This window comes from uncultured Veillonella sp. (genome assembly GCF_937981445.1).
Classification (GTDB): Bacteria; Bacillota; Negativicutes; order Veillonellales; family Veillonellaceae; genus Veillonella_A.
Genome location: NZ_CALJON010000058.1, coordinates 39,848 through 60,327 on the forward strand (window position 1 = coordinate 39,848; position 20,480 = coordinate 60,327).

A 20,480-nucleotide genomic window follows, 5' to 3' on the forward strand; every position below is an offset into this window, starting at 1 on the left:
CCTAAGCTGTGCACGCTATCATATGCTAACGGGACTTTTTATTTTTAGGCTTTTCTGAGTCAGCATCAGTAGCTGGTGCCTGGTCAGTATTAGAGTTATCCTCGCTTACCGAATCCTCCTCTTTTTGCTTATCTTTGTCTTTATCCTTATCTTTGTCTTTGTCCTTGTCTTTATCTTTTGGCTCTTCTTTTACCACTGGTGCATAGCCTTGGTTAGCAATCGCCGCGGCCCCTGCTGGCACATTAAAGTCAGACGCTGGTATTTCCATATCCTGTAATGCTTGGGACATAAAATCACGCCAAATTACAGCTGGTACAGTACCACCGGTAATGCCATCAAGAGTTTCCACACCAAAGTCATCACCAAGCCAAACGGCGGCTACTAAATCTGGTGTATAACCTACAAACCAAGCATCTTTTGATTCATCTGTAGTCCCTGTTTTACCGGCTGCTGGTCGCCCAATATTGGCGCCTCCACCAGTACCACTTTGCACTACGGACTCTAGCATACTCGTCAATACATACGCATCTTTAGCATCTACAACACGTTGTTCTTCCGTGCTATTTTCTTCTACCACTTGACCATTGCGATCCACAATTTTAGTAATCGCCACAGGATTTACCTTAACCCCGCCATTAGCTAGTGTACCATAAGCAACAGCCATATCAATAGGGCGTACCCCTTCAGTTAAACCACCTAAGGCAGCAGCCAAGTTATTATCATTTGGATTGCCTGAGGTTACTAAGGTGGAAATGCCCATATCAGCTGCTAGATTAAGGACTTTTTTCATCCCTACTTTATCAGCTAATTGAACTGCTATAGTATTTACAGAATGCTGCAAGGCATAGCGTAAGGTCATCTCACCAGAATAGGTGCCTTCATAGTTTTTAGGGCTCCAACCATTAAAGTCGATTTTCTTATCTTCCATAACACTGCCTGGTGTCATGCCATCCTGAATGGCCGCCAAGTAAACAAATGGCTTAAAGGCAGACCCTGGCTGACGTACAGCCATAACAGCACGGTTAAAGGAATCATCGCCACGACCGCCTACCATAGCTACAATATACCCATTGTGTGGGTTAATTGCTACTAAGGCACCTTGAGGCTGATGCAAACCATTTTCATCTTGATAGAAGGTAGGCAAGTTTTCCATTGCCTTAATGGCTGCTTCTTGCGCCTTCATATCAATGGTAGTGTAAATTTTTAAACCATCTTTATAAATAGCATCATCGCCATATTTTTCAGATACTTCTGAAATAACATAATCAATAAAATACGATGCATTATTATCGCTATGAGCTGTTTCAGCTTTTTCACGAAGGCCTAAATCAGCATTTTTTGCTTCATCCGCTGTAGCTTGGTCAATATAGTCATATTTAACCATTTGGCCTAGTACAATAGCTTGACGATTTTTAGCTGCTTTTAAATTGTTAAATGGTGAATAATAATTAGGGCTTTGTGGTAAGCCGGCTAATACTGCACATTGTGCCAAGTCTAAATCTTGTACATTTTTACCAAAGTAAATATGGGCCGCCGCCTGTACACCATAAGCACCTTGACCAAAATAAATTTGGTTCATGTACATTTCCAAAATCTCTTGCTTCGTATAATGCTGTTCAATACGGAGTGCTAACATAGCTTCCATAATCTTACGCTTCAATGTACGATCCTGTGTTAGGAAGGCATTACGGGCTAACTGCTGCGTAATGGTACTGCCCCCTTCAGCCACCCCATCATGGGCAATATTGACCCAAATGGCACGCATAATCCCAATAGGGTCAATGCCATGGTGACTATAAAAACGAGCATCTTCGGTAGCAATAAAAGCATTTTGAAGATTTTTAGGTACTTCAGACAATTTTACAGGCAAGCGATTTTCAGCAGCATGTACTGTAGTAAGTAAATTGCCATGTACATCATAAATCTGCGAGGATGCGGCTGGTTTTACATTGGACACTTCTGGCAAATCAGACATAGTAGCACCAATAAAACCGCAGCCAGCACCGGCCACAATAATTATAAATAGAGTAATTACAATCCAAAGAAATCTTCGCCAAGGCGATTTTTTCTTCTTCTGTGGCTTACCTGGCATATTATTTTTTATTTGTCGTCCTTTTGACGAACTTCGTAAGCTCATACGACACCTCTCAATAAGTATATAAAACGTCATACACCGCTTATTATAAGCCTTTTTAGGCTATTTTGTCTACTTTTAAGGGCTCCAATTCTTATTTCAAATAGACGATTGTAGCCCCCGCACCACCTTCGTCATAGCCGGCAATTTCAAAGCGACTAATATGAGGCAAATGTTTTAAATACTGATGAATACCAGCCCGTAATGCGCCTGTGCCTTTCCCATGAACGATACGCACTGGAGAAATACCAGCCATTAAGGCTTGATCAATAAAATGCCCTACATTTTGATTAGCTTCATCCACTGTTTGGCCAATTACATTGAGCTCTGTAGTGGCATGTTTTTGGCGCTCTACAGCAGATCCTCCTGCCCGTTTGCGTGGCTTAGGCTGTACAGCTTCTTGTTTACGTTTTAACTGATTTACTTCTTCTCGACTCGCGAGAGCTAAATCAGTAACCTTTACATTCGCTGTCAAGCCATTAACTTCCACTTGAATGCGCTTTCCTTGAATGGACGCAATCGTGCCTGTCGCATTGAGACTCGTAACAAAGATGGGTTGCCCTGCCTTTAAGTCGTCTAATTTTACGGCTTCGCGCTTTTCAAATTCAATCTCTGGCACGGCCACACCGGAAATATTCTTACGGGCCTTACTAATGGCTTCTTGGCGTTTATCTTTATTTGTTTCAGAGAACTGATTTTTAAGTTGTTTAATAATCTGTTCCCCTTCCACGCGAAGAGACTGCTTCATACTTTGCGCCTCTTCTTGGGCTTTAGTTAAAATCTGCTTACGGCGATCATTAATCTTCTTCTTTTCTCGCTCCACATAGGTGCGTGCACGCCGTGCTTCTTCCAATTCTTTTTTAAGCTTTCTTTCCCTCTCTTGATTTCTACGAAGTTGCTCATTAAGATCACTAAGCACTTCTTCCATATCCTGATTGGCAGCCCCTTCGCGTTGCGTCTTAGCATAATCAATCACTTCACGCGGCAAGCCTAAGCGAGCGGCAATACTAAAGGCATGGCTACTACCAGCCACCCCAATATGCAAGCGATATGTAGGACGCAAGGTGCGTTCGTCAAATTCTACATGACCATTTTCAATACCTTCTGTATGGTAGGCATAATTTTTTAGTTCATTATAATGGGTACTCACCATCATTAAAGGGCCGCGCTTGCGGAAGTATTCTAAAATTGCAACAGCCAAAGCACTTCCTTCTTCTGGGTCAGTACCTGAACCTAATTCATCGAGCAATACTAAATCCTTAGGACCAGCTACTTTTAAAATATGTACTACCTGTGTCATATGAGCCGAAAATGTACTAAGGCTAGCTTCAATACTTTGTTCATCACCAATGTCTGCATAAATCGTGTTAAAAATCGGTAAGATAGAACCTGTATCAGCGGGAATGCAAAGGCCTGCTTGATTCATCAAACTAAGTAAGCCTAACGTCTTCATAGCGACAGTTTTACCACCCGTATTAGAGCCGGTAATTAAAAGTATTTTGTACTCTTTCCCTAAAATGATGGTAGTAGGTACCACCACATTAGGAGGAATCAAAGGATGACGGGCATTGAGTAATTTTACCTCTCTACCACCAGATAATTCAGCTGGCTGCGCTTTCATCTTCATCGCTAAAGATGCTTTACCGTACACAAATTCTACATGTGATACCCGTTCACACGCATCCATTAAGGAATTGCTATCCTTGCGCACAGCTAAAGACAATTCTTTATAAATGCGCCGCACTTCTTCCTCTTCAGCCATCATAGCTTCTTGCAAATCATTGTTAAGATTAACTAGTCGCATTGGTTCTATATATAATGTAGCCCCTGTAGAGGACCGATCATGTATGAGGCCTTCAAAGGCATAGCGATATTCTTGTTTTACAGGAATTACGTAACGATTATTACGCTGCGTTACTAACGTTTCTTGGAAATATTTCTGATTATCTGGATCATGTAAAATGCTTTGAATATCATTTTTAATGCGATCCTTTGTACGACCAATAGTTGCCCTTAAATTTTGCAGTTTAGGCGATGCGGAATCTAATAAATTTCCCTTTTTGTCAAATACACGCTCAAACTTTCGTTCTAAACCATCATGACGAGGCATATCTTGAATCCAAAGAGATAACAATGGATAGGTGGCATACTTAGTAGTAAAGAACTGATACATCCGTTTATACGCACCTATAGTGGTATAAATATCCCATAATTCATCATGGGTAAGCACAATCTCTTTACGGCTTTTTGAACAAGCATCTCTAATATCTCGAGTACCACCTAAAGGTTGTTCAATTTCCTGTTGCCAAGACCGCAAGGCCTCTACAGTTTCATCTAATGCTGTTTTTATGTCTACACCATTTGTTAGAGGCTCTAGCTCCATAGCTAATTCCTTGGCAATCTTAGACGAGCAATGTTCTGCTAAGCGTTCACGAATGACAAAGAAATCTAACAATTGTAAACTATTATTCATATATTAAAATATTCCTCCTTATATAATTACTATCTGTAACATACCCTATATACTCGCTACCACTCATTATCTATGATTCTACAACACAGGGTATAGCATCAATTTTATAAAACTAGAAAATACCTTTAAAATAATGACCTCTAGTTACTGGTAATTCTTCATGCTTTGGTGGCACAGGTACAGTGCCTTGTAAAATACCCACATAGTTATGTAAAGTCTCGCGTATCCAAGCTTTGCTTTGCTGACGCCCATCAATACGCCAATACGCCATATTATGTCGTTTAAGCTCCGGAATATAGGCTCTCATGTCTAGCATACGGCTATTCATAATATGCATGCGACAATACGGGTCTGTACGAATAGGGAATTCTTCGCCAAAACGATCTCGTAAGGCATAGCCATTTTTCAAACAAGGAGCCGGACAATTTGCTTTACAACCTGTGCCAGCAAAACTACTAATAGCACAATACTCTGTAATCATAAGCTCGGTTAAACCATGAACAATACATTCCACAGGAATTGGCGAATTCGTAGCAATTTTACCAATCTGCTTGAGCGTGAGCTCCTGTGATAAAGTCACTTCCCGTAGGCCTAGTGCTGCCACTTGCTGCACCGCTTCAGAGTTAAAAAGTTGCAAACTGCTTTCTCCTTCTACAGTTCCTTCATAACCGAGTTCAGTAAGCCATTCCAAAGCCCCTAAAAAATGAATCCCTATCGCATCGGGCTGCGCTGTCACAATATGGTCTAAAGTCGCCTTATACTGCGCTGCTTCATTCTCTTTTACAACGCGGGGTGTACTTAAAGTACATGGTACGCCCTTCGCTCTACATAAATCAACTACCTCTTTATATATAGATGGCTCATAAGGCTTACGACTTAAGCGATCGCCGCCAAAGATGATCTTCTGTGCACCGCCAGCTAAGGCTGCTTCCACTTGCCAGAGCTCATCTAATTGAATCGACATCCGCGGGCCTTCATACGCGACCGTACGCAGAGATATATGTCCTGCAGACTTTGGCGTTTCTCCATCTCCTAAACTTACCTGCTGGCCTTTGAGCCCCATAGTGTGTGATGGACTATTTAGCACCATCGGATGTGCTCCTACATAGGTATGAATGGCGCCAGTAATAGTCTGTAATATATTGTGTAACACCGCTTCATGACGTTTCAATAAATGCTGCTCTAAAGCCCTTACAGCATCTCGGCGCATTTGATTTAACACACTGGACGGCCACATAAAAGCACCTTCAGGGATGTACAAGGACTCTAAATGAAACACGGTTGTACCTAAGCGTCCCAACTGTTCTTCAATCTTCTCTTTACTAGTAGCTTTTTTCTTTGCTAATTGTAGTTCATAGTCCACGGCTGGCACAGTAACGGTAATCACATCAGTTTCAAAGGGCATTTCATAAAGACGTTTATCGCTGTTAACGGTATCCTCTACATCAACCATGCAGGTCAAAGTGGGCACAGAACCTTCACTACCATCTAAGTACATTTGAACTTTATATTTACGTGAAAAATCTTGTAAATTATCCCATACTGGGGTTTTAGGTCCCCCTTCACTAGGACCAATTCGTTTGCCCCGATTGCCTGGTGCTACCGCCGTAATCATATTACGACTCACCGTGTCGTCCAATAAATCTGTAGAAAAACCACGATTAAATCCAGCCTTCAAATGCTCTTGATCACCGGCTACAGTCTTACCAGCGCGATCAATAATTTGACGATAGGTACCAATGACTTCTTTAACATAGGAGGCTTTTTTCATACGACCTTCTACTTTAAAAGATGCCACCCCAGCCGCAATGAGCTCTTCCATATGTTCACTGTAATTTAAATCTTTAGGGCTCATAATATATGTTTCATCAGGAGCATTCACTACTTCTTTGCCATCGCGCAATAGTTCATAAGGCAAACGACAAGGCTGGGCACAAGCCCCTCGATTGCCACTGCGTCCCCCAATAAAGCTACTCATAAGGCATTGCCCGGAATAGCATACACAAAGGGCTCCATGAACGAAAACTTCGATTTCAGCTTCTGCATGTTTACAAATATATTCAATTTCTTTAAGGCTCATTTCACGCGCCAATACAACGCGCGTAAAGCCCATGCGTTCCAAAAACTTAACAGTGCCCAAATTAGTCGCTGTTAGCTGGGTGCTACCATGTAAGTGTAATTTTGGTGCCACTTGCTTAGCCAAGCGTGCCACGGCTAAATCTTGCACAATAATAGCATCTACACCGATAGCTTCTAACTCTTTTAAATACGCCGTTAAGTCCTTTAACTCTGCATCACCAATTAATATATTCACCGTAACAAATACGGAAACACCTAATACATGAGCTAGATTGACGGCTTCACGCAAATTATCTATATCAAAATTAGCAGCGCTAGCCCGTGCATTAAAGGATTTACCACCTAAATAAATGGCGTCCGCACCAGCTTCAAGAGCTGCCATAAAATTTTCTGCTGTACCTGCAGGTGCTAATAACTCCATAGCCCCTCCTTAAGGGTAATTTATACATTATAGTTAAAAAAAGGACAAAGAAATAACTATCTCTTTATCCTTTAAGACTGATTACAAATATATAATTATTATAACACATTTTATAGCACATTACATTAAGCAACACTATGACATTATATTCTATAACACCACTGTATTATATACTGCAATAGGAGCCAATGTACTGCAACACCACAACAATATTCATCGATAACATTGCACATTATCTGCCTATACCCATGCCACATGATGTGACACTACAAAAAGACTGCAGGTCCAAAGCCTACAGTCTTTTTTATAATGTAGCGTATTTTTTAATAGATTAACTCAACAGCATGACTTATAAAATTATGATTAACGAAGCTTGCAACCGATTTCATTAAGCGCTGCCAAGATATCATTAATAGCTGGCTCAATGTCTTCGTCAGTCAATGTACCTTCATTACTACGGAAGGATAAATTGTACGCTAAGCTGCGGAAACCTGCTTCAATATGTTCCCCTTCATACACATCAAATACAAAGGCACGCTCTAAGAATTGACCACCTTTTTCATAAATGATTTGACCAATTGTTTCAGAGGAGATTGTATTTGGAGCCACAATGGCAAGGTCGCGGCTTGTGCCAGGGAATTTACTAATGCCTGCATATTGTAAATGACCGCGATGTAAGGATAAAATAGCCGTTACATCAATTTCAAAGGCATACACTTTGCCAGACAAGTCATAATTTTTAATAACTTGTGGATGAAGTTCACCTAATGTAGCAATTACTTTACCATCCACTACATATTGTGCACTTACGCCAGGATGATAATATGGCTCGGATGTAGTTTCAATTGTCGCCTCAATGCGCAAAGCATTTAATACAGACTCAATCACACCTTTTACATCATAGAAATCTGTATTGCGTTGTGCTTCGCTCCACTGCATATCATTCACTTTGCCCATCATAAGACCACAAGCAGCTTGTTTAATTACAGGAAGCTCTGTAATAGGCAAGCTCTTTGGATGATACGTAGCCGCTGTTTCAAATAACCATAGATCATGATTTTTTTGAGCCACATTGCGCACAGCCGCCTCTAACATACTAGGAAGTAAGGACGTACGCATTACCGGGAATTCTTCAGTAATAGGGTTCAAAATAGGCACTGCTTCATAGCGTGTATCAGACTCTGGTAACAATAGTTTTTTCAAACTATCAGGATGCATAAAGCTAAATGTGATAATTTCGCTTAACCCATGACTAACGAAAGTACGGCGAAGAGCTTTAACAATTTGCTTTTCTTCGCTAATCGTACCACTTGTTAAATTAGCCCAAGGTGTAGTAGACGGAATATTATCATAGCCATAAATACGGGCCACTTCTTCAGCAATATCAGGCATTACACTTACATCATTGCGCCAAGATGGTACATCAACTGTAATCATTTCACCCTCTTTGTGCCAACCGAAGGATAGAGTCTTTAAAATCTCTTCCATCCGTGCTTCCTCAATATGAGTGCCTAAATAGCTATTAATAGCCGCTGCAGTAAAGCTTACTGTGCGACTTTGCGCCTTCACAGGATATACATCAACAACGCCTGTATGGATTTCTACTGCTTCATCTAAGTCTTTTAAAAGCTGTGCCGCACGATCTAGGGCTTTAGCGGTATACTCCACATTAATACCACGTTCAAAACGGCCAGATGCTTCACTGCGCATTCCTAAAGCGCGAGCTGTGCGACGAATCGATGCAGGCTTAAATACAGCAGCTTCTAAAGCTACAGTAGTTGTTTTATTAGATACTTCTGTATCAAAACCACCCATAACACCAGCCACGCCAACAGGGCGCTTAGCATCAGCGATGACAATCATACCTTCACTAAGTTCACGATCTGTACCATCAAGAGTTTTAATAGTTTCCCCTGCCTTAGCAGCTCGCGCTGTTAAGCTCTGACCTTCTAGTTCATCAAAGTCATACGCATGCATAGGTTGACCATATTCGAGCATTACATAATTCGTTACGTCTACTACATTATTGATAAGGCGAATGCCACAATTACGAAGGCGATTTTGTAACCACAATGGGCTTGGTTTTACTGTTACATTGGATACTACACGGCCCATAAAGCGTTGACAAAGTTCACTATCTTCAATTTGAATGGATAATTCACTTGCCACATCAGCCCCTGTTTCAGCCACTGTAATAGTTGGCTCTTTTGCTTCATTGCCAGTCATAACGGCAAATTCACGGCTCAGACCAATCATAGAGAAACAGTCTGCACGATTTGGTGTAAGTTCAAATTCATATACTGTATCAGCAAGCATTAAAGCATCGCGAATATCCATACCAATTGGTGTACCTTCTGGCAAAATGTAAATGCCTTCAGCTTCACCAGGTAACACTAAATCTTTAGACACGCCCAACTCAGCCACAGAGCAGAACATCCCTTCAGACACTTCACCGCGAAGTTTACCTTTTTTAATTTCCGTACCATCAGCTAAGCGAGATTTATGATACGCCACCGGTACCACTTGCCCTACGGCTACATTCGTAGCAGCGGTTACGATTTGTTTCGTAATCTCTTCCCCGGTTTTATCATCTAAACAAGCCACTTGGCACACTTGTAATTTATCAGCATCTGGGTGCTTAGTAATTTCTACAATTTTACCTGTAAAAATTTTCTTCAACCCTTGGTCCATAGAAATCACATCTTCTACAGGAATGCCTGCTTGTGTCAAAATATCTGCCAATTCCTGAGCAGGCTTAGTTGTATCTACAGGCACATAGTCCTTCATCCATGTTAAACTAGCTTTCATCCTTACTACCTCCTAAAACTGCTTCAAGAAACGAACATCATCTTCATAGAACAAGCGTAAATCGCCAATTCCATATAAGAGCATGGCAATACGTTCTACACCCATACCAAAGGCAAAGCCTTGCACTTCATTAGGATCATAGCCATTAATGCGAAGTACTTCAGGATGCACCATACCGCAGCCTAAAATTTCAAGCCAACCTGTATGAGAGCATACGCGGCAGCCTTCACCATGACACATGCAGCAAGAAATATCTACTTCTGCACTAGGTTCTGTGAATGGGAAAAAGCTAGTACGGAAGCGCACTTTTGTTTCTTCGCCAAACATGTGACGCAAGAAGATTTCAAGCGTCCCTTTTAAATCTGCAAAGGTAATGCCTTTATCTACAACAAGACCTTCTACTTGATGGAACACTGGTGAATGGGTAGCATCATAGTCCCAACGATATACTTTACCTGGTGCAATCATGCGCACTGGGCTATTTGGTTCTTGGCTTTGAAGCGTACGTGCCTGTACTGGCGATGTATGAGTACGAAGTAAAATATTTTCTGTTATATAAAATGAGTCCTGCATATCTCGTGCTGGATGGTCAGCAGGTAAATTCAAACATTCAAAATTGAAATGGTCACTTTCGATTTCTGGCCCTTCTGCTACAGTGTAGCCCATTTTCATAAAGAAGGATTCAATCATTTCATTAACAGCTGTCAAAGGATGTACGTGCCCTTCACGAGTCGCACGACCTGGCAAGGTAATGTCAATTTTTTCAGCACTTAATTTAGCGGCTAATACTTCAGCTTCTAACTTTTGTTGCACATCATCAATCATAGCTTCTAGCTCTTGACGCACTGTATTTACAAGAGCCCCCATGCGCGGACGCTCTTCAGCTGCCAATTTACCAAGGCCTTTTAATAATGCTGTTAATTCCCCTTTTTTACCTAAATACTTAACTCTTGCTTCTTGCAATTTTGGCAATGCATCCGCATGATTAATCAACGACGCGGCTTGCTCTTTCAATGCCTTTAAAGTTTCTTCCATGCCCATATTAGCCTCCTAAAAAAATAAACCTCCACCCCTGGCAAGGGGCGAAGGTTATATAAACTCGCGGTACCACCCTAATTAGTACTCAAAAGCCTTAACGCGGCCTCACGATGAATCTACTCTTAGTTCAATCCATGGCTCCAAAAGGAAGGGCTCTTTCTAGTTGATTTATAAAGCTCACACCAATACTTTACTCTCTGAAAAATCACGTCTAGAACGCCAATTTTGTCATCGCCTTTACTTGGCATATTCAGTTTAGATGTTCTAGTATGAACTTCTGACCAGGGATGAATGCCCTAATAAACCGGAATAACCAAGTGTGTTATTAATATATGAGTTAGTATACCAAAGTTATTAGGCCCTTGTCAAAAGCTCTAGGCCATGACCTAACGTCTTTCTTACAAATGCCAAGGTAAGTCTGGTAGTTTATGCTCTCCAATAGCATAGAAAGTACCAGTCCCCATATAGACTAATTCACCTACAGAGTCATAAATGCGGCTAGTAGCTACTAAGGTATTCTTTCCATTATGCTCTACATTACCAACGCCACGTAATACTTCTCCGGCTCTACAGCTTTTGATGAAATTACCTTTAATTTCCATGGTAACCACTTGACGCCCCAAAGTAAAACAAGAAACGCCCATCAAAATATCAGAAAAGGTCATGTATACGCCACCTTGCACGGCGCCATGAAAATTCATATGACGAATCACATCGGTAGTAAAGGTCATTTCTAGATGTCCTGGCTTGCCGCTGGTAACAACATAATCTTTTGACCATTCAAATGTATTAGATTCACGAATGGAGTTAAAATAATCTACTAATGTTCTAATATTCTGTTCCATAAACAACCTCGTACTACTCATAATGAAGCGCATCAATAGGATTCAATTTCGCAGCCTTTCGTGCTGGATAGAGACCAAAGATTAAGCCAATGGCCATAGAGAATCCAAAAGATAATAAAATCGGTCCCATTGATATAACCGTAGTCATGCCAGATAAGGCACTAATGGCTTTAGACGCACCTATGCCGATAACAATGCCAATGGCTCCGCCTACTAAGCTGATTACCACCGCCTCAATAAGGAACTGCATAACAATGGTCTGATAGGTCGCCCCTAAGGCTTTTCGAACCCCGATTTCACGCGTTCGTTCTGTAACAGACACGAGCATAATGTTCATAATGCCAATGCCCCCGACTAAAAGGGAAATAGCCGCTACAGCACCTAAAAACATAGTCATGGTAGCCGTAGTTTCTTCTACAGTGGCCATAATCGTAGCCATATTACGTACATTAAAATCATCAAGTTCAGGATTTTTTACCTTATGACGCACCCGCATAATATTTTCCACATCCGCTTGCAAACGAGTTAAATCTTCGCCATCCTTTGCTTTAATGTAAATCATGCGCAAGTAATCAACCCCTTGAAGGCGTTCCATCCCTGTTGTATAAGGAATGAACACGATATCATCTTGGTCATTCCCAAAGCTACCGGATCCTTTTGAATCGAGTACACCAATGATTTTATAAGGATTGTTTTTTATACGAATATCTTTGCCCACCGGATCTTCATCACCGAACAAATTAGTCGCTACTGTATTACCAATAACGGCTACCCGCTCCCGGCGCTCCACTTGTGAGTCCGTAATAAAACGCCCCGACTTCACTGTCCAATTATTGATTTCTTGGAAATTAGCACTGACCCCATTAACTGTCGTCGTCCAGTTCTTATTCATGTAAATCACAATATAGCTGGAACCAGCTGACACTGGTGAGGCCAAATCAACACCATCAATATGAGATATGGACTTAAAATCATCTATCTTCAAAGTCTTTTGTGAGTCAGCTGTAGGACGCACCCCTGGCGTACGTGGTGCCCCTGGATAGACCATGAGCAAGTTACTGCCTAGGCTCGAAATAGAGTCTTGAATTTGACTGCGTACACCATAGCCAATGGATACGAGGGCAATCACGGCAGCAACACCAATAATAATCCCTAACATAGTCAAAAGAGAGCGCATTTTATTAGCCACAATAGAGGCCCAGGCCATAAGAAATCCTTCTTTATACATGAGCCCCACCTCCTTTTTTGGTTCTCTCTAAACCAGCCATATGAGGATTTTGCTTATCTTCTACAATTAATCCATCACGAAGCACAATATTGCGACTTGCATAGGTAGCAATATCGGGCTCATGGGTTACTAAGATAATAGTACGCCCTTCTTTATATAAATTAGTAAAAATATCCATTACATCTACTGAGGATTTGGAATCTAAGTTACCTGTTGGTTCATCAGCCATGATAATGGATGGATCATTAGCAAGGGCTCTGGCAATAGCCACACGCTGCCTTTGTCCACCAGATAATTCAGCTGGCAAATGGTCTAATCGATCGCCCAGCCCTAAGGCGGTGAGCAACTCTGCTGCTCGTGCCTTACGCTCCTGTTTCTTAACCCCTGCATACACCATAGGAAGTGCCACATTATCCTGAGCTGTTAGCTTAGGTAGTAAATTGAAACTTTGAAACACAAAGCCTATACGCTTATTGCGCACAAAAGCTAATTCATCATCACTTAGCGTTGCCACTTCTTCCCCATCAAGCTTATAAGACCCTGATGTAGGGCGATCCAAGCAGCCTAATATATTCATAAACGTAGACTTCCCTGAACCAGATGGCCCCATGATGGATGTAAATTCACCTTCATAAATAGACAAATCAATACCATGCAACACCGGTACTACTAATTTGCCATTCACATATGTCTTAGTAATGCCTTCCAATGTTATTACGGCTTCTTTCATATATAACGCCTCCTAAAACATTGGTCCGCCACCAGATTTAGTGGTCTTTGAATTAGCGCTCACATCACCACTTACTACAATTTCATCGCCTTCATTAACACCTTTAGTAATCTGAATCGTAGTATCCCCAGTGATGCCTGTAGTTACACTAGTGCGCACAGGCTTACCATCTTTAATTACATATACATATTCCCCAACCTTATCAGTACGAACAGCTGCTAATGGTACTACGAGTACATTTTTCTGTTCATCACCGTAAATTGTAGCACGAGCCGTCATAGTGGGGAAGAAATCACCTGCTTCAGACTCTGGAATGGCCACTTTTACCGTGTAATATACTACGGTGGAGCTAGTAGTCCCCATATTACCTTTTGTGCCAAGGGCAATATCACTTACGGTCCCTGTATACGTTTTGCCGGGATGGGCATCTACGGTGAAATCAACGCGAGACCCTTTTTTAATACTGCCAATATCGGTTTCATCAACAGTTAAGTAAATTTCTAGATTTTTTAAATCTGCCACTGTAGCAATAATCATCTGCGTGGAAATGCCTGTACTAATCGTTTGGCCCACTTTTAATGGTGTACCAATTACAGTCCCATCCATAGGAGATGTAATGGTCGAGTCATTTAATACAGCTTCAGCTCGGTTATACGCTGCTAAGGCCTTGTCGTAGGCTTCTTTAGCGGTATCATAAGTTTGTTGTGCAATGGCCCCTTGAGACACTAAAACAGAATAACGATCTAAATTTAGCTTAGCTGTATCTAAAGTTGCTCGTGCATCATCAACGGAAGCTTGCAACTGCCGATCATCAATAGTTGCAATTACTTGACCTTTTGTAACATGGTCATTTTCCTTTACCAATACAGATTCTAACATGCCTGCTACATTCGTAGAAATATCTACATAGTTTACTGGGTTAATGGTCCCCGTGGCAGTGATAATAGTTGAAATATTGCCTCGTTCTACTTTACCCGTAGTGTAACTAGGAGCTGCGCTATTATCTTTGCCTTTAAAATAATAAAAAGCGGCCCCCAATACAATTAATACTAGGACTATAGCCCCCCAAAACTTTTTATTTCTCCACATTCATATAACTCCTTTACTTTATCACAATATATTATAAATAATCATAGAGCGTTACAATGAGCTACTCATGAATGGAAAAAGTAGTTCTGATGTTTGCACATCTACTTAAATTAACGAGCCAATACAGAAATTAATTGGTATTGTCCTTCATCTATGGGATAGCGTATATCTTTGGCTATGTCATACGGAATGGCTTCAATCCCCTTATCACTGACCCCAATCAAGCAATTATATTGCCCTGCTTTAAGCGTATCAATGGCTTTTTCGGCCATCAAAGCAGCCATTGTCGTATCTTTTGCCGTAGGCGAACCGCCTCGTTGCAAATACCCAAGCACCGTTACACTCGGGGAAATCTCCATATGCTCCTTTATATAGGCACATACTTCAAAGCTCCGATACGCTCCTTCGGCAACCATAATAATACTGTTTGTCTTACCAGCTGCATTAGAGGCACGCAAATGATCACATACTACATCAAGAGGTAGGGGCTTTTCTGGAATTAAAACAAGCTCTGCCCCACAAGCAAGGCCTGACTGCACCGCTAAATGCCCTGCGTGGCGCCCCATGACTTCCACAATAGCCACTCGATCATGAGCTGTAGAGGTATCACGAATTTTACCAACCGCCTCAATAATGGTATTTAAGGCCGTATCAAAACCAATAGTATACTTCGAACCACACATATCATTGTCAATCGTTCCGGGAATTGTAATCGTTGGGATACCCTGCTCACTCAATGCCTGTGCACCGGCCATGGAGCCATCACCACCAACAACTAAAACCGCATCAATTTGACGCTGATTCAAAAGAGCGGCCGCTTTTTTCTGATTGTCTAACTCCTTAAACTCAGGGCATCGAGCAGTTTTAAGCATGGTGCCCCCTTTATTTACAATGGCCCCTACATCACGGCGATCTAAAGGAATAATATCATCATGTAATAAGCCTTCAAATCCTCGTCGAATGCCATAAACTGTATAGCCTTCGTAAATGCCTTTACGAACTAAGGCACGCACAGCCGCATTCATGCCTGGTGCATCACCACCGCTAGTTAGAATTGCTAGATTTTTCACGCCTCTTCCCTCCTGTTAAAGGTCGCCGTTTCTTAAATACAATACCGTCTTGTTCAATCACTTCATGAATTCGGTCAATTAAATCTTCTGTTCGACCATATGTTGTATCTATAACTAAATCACATTTGCGGTACAAAGGCTTCCATACTTGCAGCATAGATTCTACAAAGCCCCCTACATCATCATAATCCATAGTAGGGCGCTTGCCTATGCGACGATTTACCCGCTTTACTATGCGATAATTAGCTGCCCGAATCCCCACTATATAAGCATAGCGCTGCAAATAGCGCAACGTCCTCACATCAATAGGAAAATTTCCCCCTACTGAAATCACAGACTCATGATATAAACAAACTTTTTTTAAAATCTCACGCTCTGCAGCACGAAATAACTTTTCCCCTAATTTTTCATAAACTTGTGCAATAGGCAAATTATAGCGACGTTCTAAAAGTCGATCCGTATCAACAAATTGCCATCCCTTGGCTTCCGCTAAATTACGTCCCAGATGACTCTTGCCGCTGCCCATTGTGCCAATTAAAATAATATTTCGTTTCATTCTATCCCGCCTGTATCTGTTTAATTTCTTATCTTTCATTGTACTACATGGCTGGCAAAATTTGAATAAATAAAAGCCAAGCACTGATGAAAAACAAAATGAAATTCATCAGCCTTGGCTATTACTTATTTTATATACCATGTGAAGTTGTCCATTTTTTAATGTCAATGACTCTGCTCTATATTGCAATGACGGATATTGATTAGTCAGTTCATTTAGCATTAATAAGCATTCTTTTAAATCCCCTTGAAGTTCCACCCGCAATGTAGTTAATGGTTCACTGTCATCGTGATTTTTTGAATTAGCTACTCTATTTAGCTTCTGCTCGTTAGTGTCCTTGCTATCATTAGCTTCATTAGAATCCTTTGTATCTTTAGTATCTTTAGAATCTTTAGTATCTTTAGTATCTTTAGTATTTTTTCTATCCTTACTATCTTTACCATCTATGGTGGTTTTATTATCCTCACTATCCTTACTATCCTTAGTACTCTTAGTCTTTACAGGTCTTGAAGATGCATCCATTAGCTCTTCCATAGCCACTATGTGCAATCTATGTTCTGCGGTTTTAGTAAGAATAATTTGTTTTAGCTCATCACTTCCATATGTACGAGCCAAATCTTGTACCAAATCATAGGATTCATTTTGCACTATATATTGGTCACTAGTAAATTGTTGTTCCTTTGCCACCAATTCCTGTGTGACTCGAAACACTTCGTCTTTAGTAAAACCATAGGTCCATATGCTGCCCATTAATAATATAAGGTAAAGCCCTAATCCCCATCCAATATATTTAGGCCCTATCTTTAGTTCCTGTAAGGCTGCCATGAATTTCGAATGTAGCCACTTTATGAGTAGCATCAGTTCCTTGCTTGTCAGTTATACTCACATCCTTCAACTTATATTTTAATCGCTGTACATACTCTGTTCCTAATTTTGCATTAATTGCACGTCCTTTTATAGACACTTCATAGTCAGAACATTGTATGTTCTCTAATTGAATGCCATCTTCAGCTTCTAGCAAAGCATAAAGCACAATCTTATTAATCCTAGAAGTTTCTTGTTGATGTGCTAGCAAAGCTTGCTTATTCACTTCGTAAGCTACAGCCTGCGCCCGCATAGGTCGGCCCTGTTCCATTAGAATACTTATTTCATTTTTAATATCTTCGGTCTTCACCATATACTGATAGCTTTGTAAGAAGAAATAAATCGGAAGCCCTAGAATAAAACAGAACGCTCCCATAAGCCAAGCTTTTCTAAACATATACAACTTACGGCAACGCATGCCTAAGGTAATAAAATTCACTTTAACCTCCCCAGCAATCCATTGTCAAATTCTAATATGATCTTAATCTAATATGATCTTTTTCTAATATAGTCCTAATCTTGTATATCCTTAGTCTTGTATGACCTTAAACTAATATAACCTCAACCTAATATGGCGCTAGTTTAAAAGTTGCCAAAACTTAGTAAGATGGCTTATATAATCCTCGTATAGCTAAGCCCATAGCCATATTCCATAACAATGGCAATTCCTGAGCCATATGTAACGCCACCTCTTGGCCCACCTTGCTAACATCACAGTAAATAGGAGTTAATTCACCATAGGAAGCAAACAATTCTTGAATTGCCTGGTCAGGCACTGTACCATTACTCTCATTACGCTCATCACTCTCATTGCTCTTTTTGCGCCCGTTACTTTCATTACTCTCATTGCTCTTTTTGCTCTCATCATTCATAGCAAATGAAGCAATCCCTGCAATGCCGGGAACACCATATGTATATAGGTCAGTCTCAATTTGTTCTAAACCTTCTTTTACTTTTATAAAGTCCTTTGCTACTTCACATTTAGCCAAACACATATGGCGTGACCACCCCGTTAACTCTATCGTATCAGTCTTAATCAAAGCAATAACACTGCCATTATGCTCGACATAACGACGGGTTAAAGCACCAGGGAAAAAGTCTATTATTTCTAAATTGCCATGACCTGACAAAATCCCCGTTGCCACATCATTTATAATCTGTTTAGGCAAGGCCACCAAGTATACTAATTGCTGTTCTATATCGCTTTGCATTACCATATCAGGTAATGGAGCTTCCGTGACAAAATCGAAAAAATAATAGGATTCCGGCCAATCTACATAATCACTAATTTGCCATTTTAACAATTCTGCCGTTTCAAAGCGACTCAAGCTCGGCGTTACTAACACTTCATCTCGTCGATCTGAAATTGCGGCCACACCAATCCGCTGCCCGTCCAAAGAAAATTGTGTAATAAAACGATGGCAATCATCTCGAAGGGAGCCCTTTCGCTTCATATGAAAAATATCTACCACAGAGAACTCACCTTTTTTATTTACTAGCTCCACGCCCACTATCGTAGAATCACTGATGGCAGCTCCTATGTATTTACACTTCATATTAAAACTCCTTTACAAAAACACTATCACATACTTTATTCCCCACATATGCTGTATCTTCCCCCATATCCTGTACTTTCCTACATATGTCTTACCGCTTTTAACGAAATAACACCATCCATATCAGTAAACTCCGCCACATATTGTGCCTGCAATCCAGTCTTCTTATACTTTACTTTTACAATAATCCGCCCTAATCCATTTGCCGACAGAGGTCTTAACAAACGATAAAACGTCTCTTTTTCACCATCTTCTGAATACAAGGTCATAACCCCCTCTGCCAGTTGCTCTTTACGATGACTATATTCTTGTAAAAGTACGACTAACATAGCTTCGGCTTCATAGTTCACTTCTGTAAGTTTTACCTCATCATGCATAGTTTGAATTACAATTTTCATTTCTCCACTTATTTGAGCCCAAAATAAAATTAATATAGTCCCTAAAAGTAAGGCTACATAAGTGAAAAATCCTCCTATAAAAGTTTGCTTTTTATGACCATACAATCGTAACCAGAATTTCGTAATATATGTGTCCATACACGATTTTCCTAAAATATCCTATTATAAATTCTCTTTTACAAAATAAATACGTTTTAGACCATTTAATTCGTGAAATACTTATGCATGGGATACATAGTTAAACAGGTAATCTCTGGTGAAACACTAGGATCCAAGGCAGAAGCAGGTCGTAATTCCATTTGCCACTCCATATGAATTGGCCCCTCAGTATATAATTGAGTAAAATGTGGTCGCCCCTCTATGGAAGTAACTACTAAATTGCCCTTATAAGGACTTATGGACGGAGATGTTAAGGCCTGCTTTTGCCCATTATCCAACATGCGCCGCACCTCGCCATACTCGATGCCATAGCGGCGTTTACCATCCCATATAAGATATCGCGAATTATAATTTACTGTAATATCGGAACCCGTATTCATTAAGGCATATCGCAATACTTGCCGTGCCGTTATATTTTCATAAAATAATTCATTTTGAATATGAAATTTTTGTGCCCAAGTAAAGCTCTGGGCTATAAAAGTTAAAAAACTACTCAATACGACCATGATAATCGTAATTCCTACCATTACCTCTATTAAAAAACTGCCACATTCAAGTGAGTATGCCTTATGTCCTAACTTAGTTCCTACCTTAATCCCTAACTTAGTTCCTACCTTAATTCCTAATTTAGTTCCTATCTTAATGCCTATTTTAGTTCCCATCTTATGTCTTATACTATGTGCTAAGTTCTGCCCTACGTTCAGTCCTAAATTCTGTCCCCTATTAGGTCTCGTCTTACCTACTGACTTACTATTTGTTTGTTTTCTTATGAAACTAAGCAGACTATTTATAAACTGCCGAGTCCTCATTAACTGAAGGCCCTTCAACACCTTCCCAAAGATAGGTCCATAAAGAAATAAGCTCTTGATTTTCATGTAACACCTTAACTTCTAATTTCTTCATATTTTGATTCTTCACTGTTTCACTTGTTATATGCTGCTCTACTGCAAAATCATAAGTCCCATTGCTATCACTTATGGTCATACGCTGCGGATGATTCGCTGTTTTAAACGAAGACTTTGCCACTTCAAT

At 40.5% G+C, this 20,480-nt stretch carries 17 protein-coding genes; all 17 read right to left on the reverse strand.

Translation table 11 applies throughout. From position 1 onward, the window contains the following. Positions 1 to 25 precede the first annotated feature (25 nt). Complete coding sequence (locus Q0376_RS09090) at positions 26 to 2,092, reverse strand: transglycosylase domain-containing protein (RefSeq protein WP_298706768.1); 2,067 nt, start codon at positions 2,090 to 2,092, stop codon at positions 26 to 28. 136 nt (positions 2,093 to 2,228) lie between these two features. Beyond that, on the reverse strand, positions 2,229 to 4,607 hold the full coding sequence (locus tag Q0376_RS09095; RefSeq protein ID WP_298706737.1) for an endonuclease MutS2: 2,379 nt from the start codon (positions 4,605 to 4,607) through the stop codon (positions 2,229 to 2,231). Between the two features lie 112 nt (positions 4,608 to 4,719). After that, positions 4,720 to 7,107: a U32 family peptidase gene (locus Q0376_RS09100; protein WP_298706739.1), complete on the reverse strand. Its 2,388-nt coding sequence runs from the start codon at positions 7,105 to 7,107 to the stop codon at positions 4,720 to 4,722. A 363-nt stretch (positions 7,108 to 7,470) separates the two neighbouring features. After that, positions 7,471 to 9,915 (reverse strand): phenylalanine--tRNA ligase subunit beta, encoded by a 2,445-nt coding sequence (gene pheT, locus Q0376_RS09105; protein WP_298706741.1) that lies wholly within the window; start codon positions 9,913 to 9,915, stop codon positions 7,471 to 7,473. Between the two features lie 12 nt (positions 9,916 to 9,927). Beyond that, entirely contained in the window at positions 9,928 to 10,950 is a 1,023-nt protein-coding gene (gene pheS / locus Q0376_RS09110) for a phenylalanine--tRNA ligase subunit alpha (protein WP_298706771.1), read from the reverse strand. A gap of 401 nt (positions 10,951 to 11,351) precedes the next feature. Further along, a complete protein-coding gene (locus Q0376_RS09115; protein WP_298706743.1) occupies positions 11,352 to 11,798 on the reverse strand; it encodes a PaaI family thioesterase in 447 nt (148 codons plus the stop codon). Between the two features lie 13 nt (positions 11,799 to 11,811). Then, positions 11,812 to 13,026: an ABC transporter permease gene (locus tag Q0376_RS09120; protein ID WP_298706745.1), complete on the reverse strand. Its 1,215-nt coding sequence runs from the start codon at positions 13,024 to 13,026 to the stop codon at positions 11,812 to 11,814. Further along, positions 13,019 to 13,756: an ABC transporter ATP-binding protein gene (locus Q0376_RS09125; RefSeq protein ID WP_298706747.1), complete on the reverse strand. Its 738-nt coding sequence runs from the start codon at positions 13,754 to 13,756 to the stop codon at positions 13,019 to 13,021. Before Q0376_RS09125 ends, Q0376_RS09120 begins: the two co-directional genes overlap by 8 nt. Before the next feature lie 12 nt (positions 13,757 to 13,768). After that, positions 13,769 to 14,845, reverse strand: a complete 1,077-nt coding sequence (locus Q0376_RS09130; RefSeq protein WP_298706750.1) for an efflux RND transporter periplasmic adaptor subunit — start codon at positions 14,843 to 14,845, stop codon at positions 13,769 to 13,771. A 110-nt stretch (positions 14,846 to 14,955) separates the two neighbouring features. After that, positions 14,956 to 15,870, reverse strand: coding sequence for an ATP-dependent 6-phosphofructokinase (locus Q0376_RS09135; protein ID WP_298706773.1), 915 nt, complete (start codon positions 15,868 to 15,870; stop codon positions 14,956 to 14,958). 19 nt (positions 15,871 to 15,889) lie between these two features. Continuing rightward, the gene (locus tag Q0376_RS09140) at positions 15,890 to 16,471 is read right to left on the reverse strand and encodes a shikimate kinase (protein WP_298706752.1); all 582 of its coding nucleotides are present in this window, start codon (positions 16,469 to 16,471) and stop codon (positions 15,890 to 15,892) included. A gap of 108 nt (positions 16,472 to 16,579) precedes the next feature. Beyond that, a complete protein-coding gene (locus Q0376_RS09145; protein ID WP_298706754.1) occupies positions 16,580 to 17,221 on the reverse strand; it encodes a hypothetical protein in 642 nt (213 codons plus the stop codon). Positions 17,222 to 17,261: 40 nt separating this feature from the next. Beyond that, complete coding sequence (locus Q0376_RS09150) at positions 17,262 to 17,774, reverse strand: hypothetical protein (protein WP_298706756.1); 513 nt, start codon at positions 17,772 to 17,774, stop codon at positions 17,262 to 17,264. Between the two features lie 160 nt (positions 17,775 to 17,934). Beyond that, a complete protein-coding gene (locus Q0376_RS09155) occupies positions 17,935 to 18,891 on the reverse strand; it encodes a hypothetical protein (protein WP_298706758.1) in 957 nt (318 codons plus the stop codon). Between the two features lie 80 nt (positions 18,892 to 18,971). After that, entirely contained in the window at positions 18,972 to 19,427 is a 456-nt protein-coding gene (locus Q0376_RS09160) for a hypothetical protein (RefSeq protein WP_298706760.1), read from the reverse strand. Between the two features lie 65 nt (positions 19,428 to 19,492). Beyond that, a complete protein-coding gene (locus Q0376_RS09165; protein ID WP_298706762.1) occupies positions 19,493 to 20,110 on the reverse strand; it encodes a hypothetical protein in 618 nt (205 codons plus the stop codon). Positions 20,111 to 20,231: 121 nt separating this feature from the next. Further along, on the reverse strand, positions 20,232 to 20,480 hold a 249-nt coding region (locus Q0376_RS09170; protein WP_298706764.1), incomplete at its 5' end, for a hypothetical protein.